Source organism: Marinobacter sp. NP-4(2019), from assembly GCF_003994855.1.
Classification (GTDB): domain Bacteria; phylum Pseudomonadota; class Gammaproteobacteria; order Pseudomonadales; family Oleiphilaceae; genus Marinobacter.
Genome location: NZ_CP034142.1, coordinates 1,239,808 through 1,252,310, shown reverse-complemented (window position 1 = coordinate 1,252,310; position 12,503 = coordinate 1,239,808). Strand labels below are relative to the sequence as shown.

Below are 12,503 nucleotides of genomic sequence, written 5' to 3'. Positions count from 1 at the left end.
TTTATTTATCCACTTTCAGTACAGCAAGGAAGGCTTCCTGAGGCACCTCAACGTTGCCCAGTTGCTTCATGCGTTTTTTACCTTCTTTCTGCTTTTGCAGCAGTTTCTTCTTACGGCTCACATCACCACCGTAACACTTGGCGGTTACATTCTTGCGAAGCGCCTTCACCGTGACCCGTGACACCACGTGAGTGCCGATGGCAGCCTGAATGGCAATATCAAACATCTGGCGCGGAATCAGCTCCTTCATTTTTTCGATCAGCTGCCGGCCCTTGTAGTGAGCCTGTTCCTTATGCACGATCAACGCCAGGGCATCCACCCGCTCGCCATTGATCAACACATCAAGGCGTACCAGGTTGGCCGGCTGGAAACGGATGAAGTGGTAGTCCAGAGACGCAAAACCACGGCTTGCGGACTTGATGCGATCAAAGAAATCCATCACCACTTCCGCCATGGGCAGCTCATAGGTGAGCTGCACCTGGGTCGACATGAAATGCATATGCTTTTGAACACCCCGCTTCTCTTCGCACAGGGCGATGACATTACCAAGATGCTCCTGGGGCACCAGAATGTTGGCCTCGACGATAGGCTCTCGCATTTCCTCTATGGAACCAACATCCGGAAGCCGTGACGGGTTGTCCACCGACAGTGTCTCATTCTGCTTGGTCAGCACCTCATAGATGACCGTCGGCGCGGTGGTAATGAGGTCAATGTCGTATTCCCGCTCCAGCCGCTCCTGGATAATTTCCATGTGGAGCATGCCGAGGAAGCCACAACGGAATCCGAAGCCCAGGGCATCGGAATTTTCCGGCTCGAAAAACAGCGAGGCATCGTTCAGGGTCAGTTTCTCCAGCGCATCCCGGAAATCGTCATAATCATCCGCACTGACCGGGAACAGACCGGCGTACACCTGGGGTTTCACTTTTTTGAACCCCGGCAGCATCGGTGTCTCCTGCGAGAACTTCTGATGCACGATGGTATCCCCCACCGGCGCACCATGGATGTCCTTGATGCCCGCCACCACGAAGCCCACATCACCGGCCTCAAGAACATCGGTATCCTTTGGCTTGGGATTGAAGATGCCCACCTTGTCGGCGTTCCAGGCCTTGCCCGTGGACTTGATCACGATTTTGTCACCCTTTTTCAGGGTACCCTCGGTGACCCGCACCAGGGAGACCACGCCCAGATAGTTATCAAACCAGGAATCAATGATCAGTGCCTGCAACGGGGCCCCCCGATCACCCTTGGGCGGCGGAATCTTCCGGATCAGGTCCTCCAGTACATCCTCAACGCCCAGTCCGCTCTTGGCACTGCAACGCACGGCATCGGACGCCTCAATACCGATAATATCCTCAATCTCTGCAGCCACCCGTTCCGGCTCTGCCTGGGGCAGATCCATTTTATTGAGAACCGGTACCACTTCCAGACCCTGCTCTATGGCGGTGTAGCAATTGGCCACGGACTGGGCTTCCACGCCCTGCCCGGCATCCACCACCAGCAATGCCCCCTCACAGGCGTATAGAGAGCGCGACACCTCATAGGAGAAATCGACATGCCCCGGGGTATCGATAAAATTCAGCTTGTATTCCTGACCATCCCGGGCCTTGTAGTTGAGCGTGACGCTCTGGGCCTTGATGGTAATCCCGCGCTCACGTTCAAGATCCATGGAGTCCAGGACCTGTTCGGCCATTTCACGGTCGGTCAGGCCACCGCAAACCTGGATAAAACGGTCCGCGAGTGTGGATTTACCATGGTCGATGTGGGCGATGATGGAAAAGTTACGGATTCGGCTCAGTTCAGTCACAGACAATGAATACTCATATAAGACGAAGGATTGAGCCCGGAGGGGCCGCTACCGCAGTCCGGGAACGGCGTGATTTTACCGGTTACTCGCCGCCATTGCCATGATCAGGAAATAAGCGGTCGCTCATACTGCCGAATCAGGAAGCCGATCAGGGCATCCTCGTCCAGCGGATAGCTGAACAGATTGCCCTGACACTGGGCGCAACCGGCGGTCTTCAGGAAGCTGAGCTGTTGCGGGGTTTCCACACCCTCGGCCACAACCGTCAGGTGCAGTTTCCTGGCCAGGGCAATCACGGCGGACGCCACATCAGTAGCACTGACATTGTAGGGGATGTCGCGAATAAACCGGTGGTCGATTTTGATAACATTGAGCGGCAGTTGTTGCAGTGCCACGAGCGAGCATGATCCCGTACCGAAATCGTCGAGAATCAGGCAAACGCCCAGATCGTGCAGGGAAACCAGCAGATCCCGCAACATGCGGGGGTCCTCATTAAGCAACTCGGCCGGCATTTCCAGCTCCAGTCGCTCCGGCGACACGCCGGTTTCGGTGATCACCTGACGCACCATATCCAGGAATCCGGAGTCTGTCAGCTGGCGCACCGAGAGATTGACCGCCATCTTCAGGGACTCGAACCCGGCTCGCTCAAGCGCCTGAACCTGGATACAGGCCTGCCGCAAGGCCAGCTCGCCCAGACGCACAATCAGGCCGGTTTCTTCCGCAAGCCCTATAAACTGCTGTGCCGACACCAAACCTTTCTCCGGATGGTGCCAGCGCAAGAACGCCTCGACACCGATAACCCGTTCAGTTTCCAGATCCACCTTGGGCTGGTAGTGCAGCACAAACCGGTCTCCGTCCAGGGCCGTGGCCAACTCCTCCTGCTGCAGCAGGCGACGGGCCGCCTGGATATTCATCGCGGGAGTAAAGAACTGGTAGGTGTTCCTGCCCATCTCCTTGGCCCGGTACATGGCAAGGTCGGCGTACTTCATCAACGTGCCGGATTCCTCGCTGTCGTGCGGAATCATGGTAATACCGATACTGACCGTAATCCCCACTTCATGCTCATTCAGACGGATTCGCTGACACAGTCGCCGCAGGATGGTTTCAGCCACCTTGCCGGCAGCGTCCGGACCACTGATATGCGACAGCAGCACCACGAACTCATCACCGCCCAGGCGGGCAACAGAATCCTCCTCCCGCACACAACCCGTAAGCCACTGGGCGACCCGTTTGAGCAGCTCATCACCGGAATCGTGGCCCAGGGTGTCGTTGATCCGCTTGAAGCCATCAAGATCCAGAAACATCAGCGCCGCCGGCTCCCCACTACGACGACTGCGACGAACCACGTGATTCAGCCGGTCACGGAACAACTGACGGTTAGCCAGCCCCGTCAGAGGGTCATAAAATGCCAGGCGATGCAGCTCCGACTGGGCCGCTTTCAACTGGGTCAGATCCCGCAAGCTCAACACCACGCCGTCTACCCCCGGCACATTCAGCATAGCGGTATAGGTTCCTTCCATGTCCCGCCACTGGCCGTGGGCGTCACGGACCCGTGCACGGATAACCGGCATCTGCTTGCCCGGAGCACCAACGGATTCTTCAAACCCCGTCACCAACTGAGGCCAGTCATCACCATGGACAATCGACTCAAAATCCAGCTCCTGCAATTTTTCGGGATCAAAACCCAATATATCCTTGCTAGACGGACTGGCGTATTGAGGCTCGCCCTCACGGCTGAGCACCAGGGTGACATTGGCCGCACCCTCGGTAATGGCGCGGTATCGGCCAGCGCCTACCTGCGCCAGGATACGGGAGCGAATCAGTGTGAGGGCGGACAGGAACAGCAGGAAACTGATGACAATGCCAGCCCCTAACACAATCGGCGGGCGGGGATCGGAAGCCAGATAATCGAAGGCAGGGGTCGAGCGGGTCTGCAACAACCAGTTCCTGCCGCCGTGGCGAATCGTCTGGCTCATATCAAAGCTGAAGTCGTTATCCAGTGACCCCAGATTGGAACCATACATCAGCGTATCCCGGGAAACCTGATCACCATCGTAGATACGCACGTCGAGGAAAGGCGAAATCAGACCAACGATACCGTCAAGCAGGTTGTTCATACGAAACGCGCTGAACACGAAGCCTGCGAGCATCATTCGGCGCTCCACACGAAGCTCCGGAACGTCTCCGCCCTGATACACCGGGTAATACATCAGGAAACTGGCCTGATCTTCCGCCACCTCTTCCTGAATCAGGATAACTTTCCCGGTAACCGTTGGTTTTGCCCCATCACGGGCTTCTTCCATCGCCCTGCGGTGGATGGGATCGCTGAACGCGTCGTAACCCAGCGCCCTGCGATTACGATCGGTGCCGGGCTCCAGGTACACCATCGGATAGTAATCCGGCCCCGATCCCAGCGGTGTCACCAGATAGTTGTGAACACCTTCAGCACGAACGGATGAAATGTGATCCGCCATATTCCGGACACCGATACGCTCCACATACCCGATCCCCTGAATGCCCGGGTAGTAACGATCGATGTCGACTTTGTCCACGTACTCCCGCCATTGGTCACGGCTCACGGTTCCCGCCACAGCGAACAGGCCGGCACTGCCGGCCAGAACCTGCTCATGATTCAGCAGACGTTCTTCAATGGCGGTTTTGAGCTGGAGTGACTGGGTACGGAAACGGGCTTCGGTGCGATCCTCAACCAGGCGTATGGAAAGCTGCCACAGCAGCAAGGTGATAACAATACAAGCCGCAAGCAGGAGCCACGCGACCCAGGCATTACGGAGTTTCAGAAGTGTCCTGAGGGGAAGTTCCTTTTTGTTCATCATACGGGCAGGTCCGATCCGTGGCCGACGTTCTTGTTTATTTTTTGTAGTGTAACAAAAGCCCCGGGCTATGTCCCTGAACGAACACCCGGGGCTTCACCTCAACCTGGATCAGGGCTTCATGACAAGATAGATGGCCCGCCCCTGACGCACGACACGCACCGACACGGCACGGTCATCCGGCAGGGAAGACACAACGTCACGAAACTCCTCAACGGTCCGCACTGGTTGGCGATGAATCTCGGTAATCACATCCCTGGGACGAATACCGGCATTCAGTGCCGGCCCCCGGCCAACGTTAGTCACCAGAACACCGGCCTCCAGATCCATTGATTCAGCGAGTTCTGCGGGGAGTGGTTCAACCGCCAGCCCCAGGGGCGCCGACGATGGGCCTCCCTGATCAGCGCCGGGCGCGACTGCCTGATCATGGCCCTGCTCCGGCAGCTTGCCGATTTTTACTTCCAGCTCTATTTCCCGGCCTTCGCGGAGCACCGTCAGCGTGGCAGTTTCACCCACCGGAGTACGCCCCACCATCGGTGGCAGATCCGACGACAGCTCGACGCTATCCCCATCGTATTCAAGCACGATATCACCTGCTTCCAGGCCCGCGTCTTCAGCCGGCGAGCCGGCCATCACCTCGGCAATCAACGCCCCCCTGGGACGTTTGAGCCCGAACGATTCCGCCAGATCACGATTAACTTCCTGAATCAAGACACCCAGCCAGCCACGGGCAACGAAGCCCTTGTCGCGGATCTGGTTGAACACGTTCATGGCGTCATCGATGGGAATGGCGAAGGAAACGCCCATGAACCCGCCGGAACGAGTGTATATCTGGGAGTTGATACCAACCACTTCGCCATCAAGGTTAAACAACGGTCCGCCGGAGTTCCCCGGATTGATAGCCACATCGGTCTGGATAAACGGTACGTAGTTCTCGGTTGGCAACGAACGGCCAAGGGCACTGACTATGCCGGCGGTCACTGTATAGTCAAAGCCAAAGGGAGAGCCAATGGCCAGCACCCACTCGCCCACTTCCAGATCCCGGGAACGACCAATTTTGACGACCGGCAGGTCATCACCGTTCTCGATCTTCAGTACCGCCATATCGGAGCGGGGATCAGTACCCACCAGGGTCGCCTGCAACTCCCGGCGATCACTCAGGCGTACGACAATCTCGTCAGCACCCTCGACAACATGATTGTTGGTCAACACATAACCGTCTTTCGAAACAATAAAACCAGACCCCATGGACTGGCGGGGCTGCGCGCGCCCCGGACTGCCACCGTAAGGAGATTGAGGCCCCCGGAAAAACTCCTGGAAAAATTCCGGCAGCTGTTCCAGCTGGCGCTCATCAAATGGAACACCCGGATAGCCACCCCGTCGGGCCGGTTTACTGGTCGTACTGATATTGACCACAGCGTTGGAGTTATCCTCCACCAGCTCGGTGAAGTCCGGAAGACTGCGGGCACTGGCCCCCTGGGCCCAGAAAAAAAACACCATCAGGCACAGAACGACTACCGTGGCCGTGGACAAACCACCAGAGGTTGTGACCGGCGTTCTGTACTCTTGGTTAGTTATTAACATTTAGAACCCCCTGCTTATCAGAGCTTTACACACATTCTGAGGTCAGACCTGCAATTTTCAACTTACGAAACGGTAGGATTTGCAGACACATCACCGCCCATGCCCGGGACTATCCGGATCAGTCGGGGTTCGTAACGATGAGCGGATCGGCGCTGCAACCACCGAATCAGCATAAACCCACCCGCCAAACCGGTCAGAGCCCCAGCGATGGCAACCAAGTCCTGTCCACCGGCTCCGTGCCCCAACACGGCCCCTGTCACCATCAACAACAGTGGCACGGCATAGACCAGCAGGGACGCCCGTAACAGGGCTGCTTCATCAATCGCCAGGGTCACCTCGTCCCCCACCCTGGCATCCAGTTCGTTGGCTACCAGCACCTGGTTGGCACGCCCGCCCGTCACACCAGCCAGCGCACGCTGACCGCATCCATGCCGGGCGGCACAGCTCTGACAGGCACTGTTACGTATGGTCTGCACCCAGGCCCGTTCCCCATCAATCGCCACAACCCTGCCATTTTCAGTAATCATCGTGTGGCCGTCTCATACGCCATGGCATTATCCACCTCCACGGATTCCGCGACTTTCTTTGCTGTTGCCGGAGGGACCTCGCCCACAACTGTCACCATAAACGGGCGCCCCTCAACATCCAACTGGTTGATGTATACGGTCGTGGCCCCGATCCGGGACGCGCCCGTCGGCATGGAAATCCGCCCCGCGGGCTCAACAAATACGGAAAACGCCGCCAGACCATCTGAAAATGCAACCGCCTGACCATTGCCGGAACGGGGGGCTGCGGCAGGCATGAACCCTTCTGGTTGCCAGCGCAGTACCCAGCCATCCATCCTTGGCGCCGGGGAAGATGAGGGATCACCGCCGAGCGTACGCTCCACCTCTTTACCTTCCGTCTGCACTTCAAATTCGCTGTCCGGCAGATTGTCGGTAATTTCCAGACTGGTGAACTGGAAATGTTCCAACACCTCATCGGTATCGGAGCGGACGTGACTCTTTACCAGCAAGCCGGTCGATTTCTCAAGCCATAACCGGTGACTGTACCGGTGCTCATCCCTGGCCTTGAGAGCGATCTTGACAACGTCATAGCCGGCCACCCGGTCTTCCCCCATCAATTCCGGGCTGTACCAACGAATCACCGGCATAAGCTGGCTTGAAAACGCCTCGGCAAAGGGACCAGAGGGAATGACCTGGTCCAACTGAACCCGTCCCTGGTCCGGCAATACGCAGACTACTCGCATGCCCTTGCGAACGATTTCACCGCTACCACCATCCTGAAGCACCAAACGCTCTTCAACGACACCGTCACGGTACCGGTGAGCAATTTGCAGGGAACTGACCTGATCACCACGGGCATACACGAACACGCCGCGATAAGACGTCATATTGAGGGCTGGCCCCAAACGAGCCAGCCATTGTTCTGCGGATTGTGGAGCGTTCCCGGCCGCGGCCGCTGCCTCCCCACTGACAGCAGCGGGCCAGCTCAGGCAAAAAACCGCAACCACCAGAAAACAGAATCTGCTAACCCCCGCATCCCGGATGACTGCCAGCCAGTTATACATCAACCCTTTCACTCCTGAATACTAGTAAGCCGGCGCGGACGCACTGACCAACCGGGCATAGCCAACGGCCCCCCGACCAGCTCCAACGCTATTGTGCTGGGCATGCTCAAGCAGGTATCGGCTCAAATGATCCCACTGTTCCTCATCCAGGCCTTGCAGGGCAACTTCCTGCACCTTACTTTCCGTTTCTTCCGAAACCACAGGCTCTCCGACGCCGGCAACGCCTGCGACCGCCCCGTCGAGCTCAGATGCGTCCCAGCCAGCCCCGACACCAAAACCCACAATAAGTGCCAGGCTAACCATGGCAATGGCAGACCAGTGCCAGCGCCTGCTGGAGGGACTGACGTCCACTGGCATCCTTTCGGAACAGGTGGTGTCACTGTTTGCGAGCGCATGCCTCACACCAACACTGACATCAATCACGTCCTCCGGGACGTGGCCCTGGTGCATAATATCCCTCACCTGCTGCCAACGCTGCCACTGGGAGCGCACATCTTTCTGCTCACCATGGGACAACAGCCGTCGGACGGAGAGCTCATCCGCTTCGTCATCCATCATGGCCGACAGTGTTTCTCTGAGACGATCATCCATGGGATGCAACCTCATTCACGTCAGGGAATTATTAAGTAACGGCCCGAGCTGTCGGTCTACAGCATCCCGGGCTCTGAAAATGCGAGACCGCACAGTACCAATGGGGCACTCCAGTATGCGTGCAATATCCTCATAACTCAGGCCATCATATTCTCTGAGCAAAAAAGCGGACCGGAGTTCCTCGGGAAGGTTCGATATTGCCCGCCCCAACTCCTGTTGCAACTGTTCCCGCTGAAGCAGCTTCTCCGGCGATGCGTTATCCCGCAGCCTGGAACCATCCTCGAAGTTCTCGGCTTCGGTCACATCGGCGCTGCCCTGAGGGCGGCGCCCACGGGATTCGAGGAAGTTCTTTGCGGTATTTACTGCGATCCGGTAGAGCCAGGTATAGAACGCACTATCACCACGGAACCGGTCCATCGCCCGGAAGGCCTTCACAAAGGTCTCCTGGGTCAGGTCCAGCACCTCCTGGCTGTCGTAGACATATCGACTGATGATGGAGGCCACGCGGGACTGATACTTGACGACAAGAAGATCAAACGCCGCCCGATCACCATGACGCACTTTGCGCACGAGCTGAAGATCGGTCTGGCTGTCGGGGATCTCTCCCTTGTATTGATCACTATCCGGAGTCATGGACGGATTGCCGGGACCCTTACAGTCAATAGCCACCTGGCCTGCCTGTCTCGATTTGGTTTGCGTCATGATGCTGTCCGGCGTCCACGTCAAGAACGGGAATCGACCCTTTCAGGCCTGCCCGCGTCAGGGCAAATAGACAGCAAGCGTAAAGTTTAGTTCAATACACGTCCACATTATGGCCCGCGATAACGACCCAATGCCACAATCTCATGAATACGATGTCCTGATTATCGGCAGCGGTGCTGCCGGACTGACCGTTGCCCTTAACCTGCCGGAACATCTCAATGTCTGTGTCGTGAGCAAGGCCGACATCAGCAGTGGAGCGACGCTCTGGGCACAGGGCGGCATTGCGGCGGTACTGGACGACAACGACTCACTGGAAAACCATATTCAGGATACGCTGAACGCCGGTGGCGGCCTGTGTCACGAGGACGCCGTACGCTTCACCGTAGAGCATGGCAAGGACAGCATCAACTGGCTGATAGACTCCGGCGTGGATTTCACCCGTGACGAGCACGCCCAGTATCACCTGACTCGCGAGGGCGGCCACAGCCATCGACGCATCATTCACGCAGCGGACGCCACCGGCCACGCCGTATCAACAACTCTGGCGTCCCGGGCTCAGGCGCGCCCCAATGTCACCCTGATATCGGGGCGGGTGGCGGTGGACCTGATCACCAATCGCAAACTGTCGCTGCCGGGCAATCGCTGCGTTGGCGCCTACGTTCTTAATCTTGAAGACAACCACGTCGAACTGGTCCGGGCCCGCTTTACCGTCATTGCCACCGGTGGTGCCAGCAAGGCCTATCGCTATACCACCAACCCGGACGGCGCCTCCGGCGACGGTATCGCGATGGCCTGGCGCGCGGGCTGTCGGGTTGCCAACATGGAATTCAACCAGTTCCACCCGACGTGCCTGTACCACCCCCATGCCAAATCCTTCCTGATCACCGAGGCAGTGCGGGGAGAAGGAGGCGTACTCAAGCTTCCGGATGGTAGCCGTTTCATGGATCGGTTCGACAAGCGCGGCGAACTGGCCCCCAGGGACATTGTGGCCCGCGCCATCGACCACGAGATGAAACGTCTGGGTGCCGACCACCTGTACCTGGACATCAGCCACAAACCGGCTGATTTCATCAGGCACCACTTCCCGACGATTTACGAAAAGTGCCTGGAATTTGGCATCGATATTACCAAACAGCCTATCCCCGTGGTGCCAGCGGCACACTATACCTGCGGCGGTATCGTCAGTGATAAGCGGGCCCGCACCGATATCAACCAGCTGTATGTCGTTGGGGAAGCTGCCTTTACCGGCCTACACGGCGCCAACCGTATGGCCAGCAACTCTCTGCTGGAGTGTCTGGTCTATGGTCGCGCGGCTGCAGAAGATATTGCCCGACGGGAGGCACATATCCCGCCACCTCCTCCGGTGCCCGACTGGGATGAAAGTCAGGTACGGGATTCCGACGAAGACGTGGTAATCTCCCACAACTGGGATGAACTGCGCCACTTCATGTGGGATTACGTTGGTATTGTAAGGACCACCAAGCGCCTGCAGCGAGCCAAGCACCGCGTTGATCTGCTGTCCCGGGAAATTGGTGAGTTCTACAGCAATTACCGGGTCACCAACGATTTGCTCGAGCTGCGCAATCTGGTCACGGTATCTGACCTGATCATCTGCTCCGCGCTGCAGCGCAAGGAGAGTCGTGGTCTTCATTACACCCTGGATTATCCGGGACTGCTCAACGAACCAAGGGACACGGTACTGTTCCCCACCACGTACAGAACACTATCACCCTGACACACCCGACTTGCGGAAAGAGAAACTGAATGTCTGACAACACCGAATACAAACGCCTGTGGTGGCACAGCCGCCGAGGAATGCTCGAACTGGATGTATTGCTGATTCCCTTTGTGGAAGAGGCGTACCCCGGGCTGTCCACAGAAGACCAGGCACGGTATGAAAAGCTGCTGACCTGCGAAGACACCGACATGTTTGAATGGTTCATGCAGCGTAGCCGACCGGAAGATCCAGACCTTCAGCGCATCGTGGATATGATCCTGAACCGTGTCCAACCGGATTAATCTGCGCCTTCAGCCTTCAGCTACCCAACCATCGCTGCGAAGCATACTGCGGGCGGTCAACTCCGTTACGGAGCTTACCCTGGAACAGGGCCAGCTCCACGCCCGCTTCGCCTCAGGAATCTGCTGTCCGGTTTTCGTCGCTGGCGAAAGCCGAATCGGGCCCCGACTGACACTCTTGAAAATTCGCGCATCCGACACCAGATCTGGTTCACGCCTGGTGGTTTTGGTCAACTTCGGCCCGGGAGTTCGCAATGTCGATCCCGATGAATTCCGCCGCTTGCGGATGTGGCTGAGACTGAGCCCAAACAACCATTCCCTCGCCAGCAACACCTAAAACCGGGAGCGCTCAATGACAGACCCTTCATCCCTGGCCGCCAGCCAACCGCTGCCTGCTTCAGCGTGGACCGTGATTGAAGATCAACGCATCCTTCGCATAACCGGCCCTGGTACTGATAAGTTTCTCCAGGGCCAGTTCAGCCAGAATCTGGAGGATGTCACCCCCTCCTTTTCACCCCGCGCAGCCGCCAGTACCCCGAAAGGCAGAGCCTATTGCCTGACACGCATGGTACGTGACGGCGATGACGTGCTGCTGGCGTTGCCGGAGCAACTGGCCGATCACATCACCAACCAACTGCGCAAATACCTGATGCTGTTTCGCGGCACCTCCATGGAGGTCGTCGACAACGGTCGCATCCTGGGCATCCTGGGTGACGAACTTGTCGGGCGGCTTGAACAGGATACGGCCGATCGGCTTAATGGCCCGGGCGACAGCCTTGTCATCGGCCAACACCACCTGATCAGGACACAGGACACCGCCGAGGGCTTACCCCGGTTTGAGCTCTGGCAACTGGGCGACCTTACGCCGGAGCAGGCCGACATTTTCCAACCATCCGGACAAACGGGACAGGCTGACTGGCAGGCGTCGGAAATCGCTGCGGGCATTGCCAGACTGACGCCCGAATCCCTGGAGGCCTATGTACCTCAGATGCTGAACTGGCAGCACGTACACGGTGTCCACTTCAAGAAAGGCTGCTACACGGGCCAGGAAGTCATTGCCCGCATGCACTTCCTCGGCCAGCTCAAAAAGAGCCTGTTTCGCTTCTCCGCTACCGGCCTGGATGTCGCCCCCGCTTCCGGAACAGCCATCAAGGCCGGTGATAAAACCGTCGGCGAGGTGGTCAACAGCATTCTTCTGGCAAACCAGTCAGCACAATGCCTGGCCGTTGTCCGACACAATGCCGTGGACACGCCACTCCACCTGGACAGCCATCCGGACATCACGCTGGAGCGACTGGCACTCCCCTACGCTGTGCCGGAACAGCAACAATCGGATACGTCAGATACATAAGTTGACAGGCTTTCGGGCGAGATTTTGCTATAAAGTACGTCATATTTTGAATACTTA

General features: G+C 57.7%; 11 protein-coding genes. 4 read left to right on the top strand and 7 right to left on the bottom strand.

The window, feature by feature from the left end:
• Position 1: 1 nt before the first annotated feature.
• The 7 genes from lepA to rpoE all read right to left on the bottom strand — a co-directional run bounded on the left by lepA (position 2) and on the right by rpoE (position 9,079).
• Positions 2-1,804: a translation elongation factor 4 gene (gene lepA, locus EHN06_RS05710; protein WP_127330981.1), complete on the bottom strand. Its 1,803-nt coding sequence runs from the start codon at positions 1,802-1,804 to the stop codon at positions 2-4.
• A 104-nt stretch (positions 1,805-1,908) separates the two neighbouring features.
• Positions 1,909-4,635 (bottom strand): EAL domain-containing protein, encoded by a 2,727-nt coding sequence (locus EHN06_RS05705; RefSeq protein WP_127330979.1) that lies wholly within the window; start codon positions 4,633-4,635, stop codon positions 1,909-1,911.
• A 108-nt stretch (positions 4,636-4,743) separates the two neighbouring features.
• A complete protein-coding gene (locus tag EHN06_RS05700) occupies positions 4,744-6,132 on the bottom strand; it encodes a DegQ family serine endoprotease (RefSeq protein WP_228257464.1) in 1,389 nt (462 codons plus the stop codon).
• Positions 6,133-6,278: 146 nt separating this feature from the next.
• A complete protein-coding gene (locus EHN06_RS05695) occupies positions 6,279-6,743 on the bottom strand; it encodes a SoxR reducing system RseC family protein (protein ID WP_127330977.1) in 465 nt (154 codons plus the stop codon).
• Positions 6,740-7,786, bottom strand: a complete 1,047-nt coding sequence (locus EHN06_RS05690; protein ID WP_127330975.1) for a MucB/RseB C-terminal domain-containing protein — start codon at positions 7,784-7,786, stop codon at positions 6,740-6,742. Before EHN06_RS05690 ends, EHN06_RS05695 begins: the two co-directional genes overlap by 4 nt.
• A 21-nt stretch (positions 7,787-7,807) precedes the next feature.
• A complete protein-coding gene (locus EHN06_RS05685; RefSeq protein ID WP_127330973.1) occupies positions 7,808-8,377 on the bottom strand; it encodes a sigma-E factor negative regulatory protein in 570 nt (189 codons plus the stop codon).
• 15 nt (positions 8,378-8,392) lie between these two features.
• A complete protein-coding gene (rpoE, locus tag EHN06_RS05680; RefSeq protein ID WP_127330971.1) occupies positions 8,393-9,079 on the bottom strand; it encodes an RNA polymerase sigma factor RpoE in 687 nt (228 codons plus the stop codon).
• Between the two features lie 130 nt (positions 9,080-9,209).
• On the opposite strand from rpoE, the gene nadB reads away from it, so the two are divergent.
• From nadB to EHN06_RS05660, 4 genes are read left to right on the top strand one after another with little or no spacing between them, the layout of a single operon-like run.
• Positions 9,210-10,814 (top strand): L-aspartate oxidase, encoded by a 1,605-nt coding sequence (nadB, locus tag EHN06_RS05675; protein ID WP_206075727.1) that lies wholly within the window; start codon positions 9,210-9,212, stop codon positions 10,812-10,814.
• Positions 10,815-10,843: 29 nt separating this feature from the next.
• Positions 10,844-11,098 carry a succinate dehydrogenase assembly factor 2 gene (locus tag EHN06_RS05670; RefSeq protein ID WP_127330967.1) on the top strand — a complete coding sequence of 85 codons (255 nt, stop codon included), beginning with the start codon at positions 10,844-10,846 and terminating at the stop codon, positions 11,096-11,098.
• Entirely contained in the window at positions 11,082-11,432 is a 351-nt protein-coding gene (locus EHN06_RS05665; RefSeq protein WP_127330965.1) for a hypothetical protein, read from the top strand. The genes EHN06_RS05670 and EHN06_RS05665 overlap by 17 nt, the downstream gene beginning before the upstream one ends.
• A 15-nt stretch (positions 11,433-11,447) precedes the next feature.
• Complete coding sequence (locus EHN06_RS05660; protein ID WP_127330963.1) at positions 11,448-12,446, top strand: YgfZ/GcvT domain-containing protein; 999 nt, start codon at positions 11,448-11,450, stop codon at positions 12,444-12,446.
• The last annotated feature ends 57 nt before the right edge of the window (positions 12,447-12,503 follow it).